Consider the following 255-nt stretch of genomic DNA (forward strand, 5'->3'; position numbering starts at 1 on the left):
CAGGGTTAGCCGGCCCCTAAGACGAGGCGGACACGCGTAGTCGATGGGAACCACGTTAATATTCGTGGGCCTGGTGGTAGTGACGGATCGCTTAACTTGTTCACACTTATTGGATTGTGTGGGCGGGAACGCGGTTCCAGGAAATAGCTCCACCGTATAGACCGTACCCGAAACCGACACAGGTGGTCAGGTAGAGTATACCAAGGCGCTTGAGAGAACTATGCTGAAGGAACTCGGCAAATTGCACGCGTAACT

1 rRNA gene is annotated in these 255 nt (G+C 53.7%); it reads left to right on the forward strand.

Going from position 1 to position 255, the window contains the following annotated elements:
• A 23S ribosomal RNA gene (locus tag IB277_RS37775) occupies positions 1-255 on the forward strand; the annotation flags it as partial.

The sequence above is a fragment of the Ensifer sp. ENS07 genome (genome assembly GCF_014852185.1).
GTDB lineage: Bacteria > Pseudomonadota > Alphaproteobacteria > Rhizobiales > Rhizobiaceae > Ensifer > Ensifer adhaerens.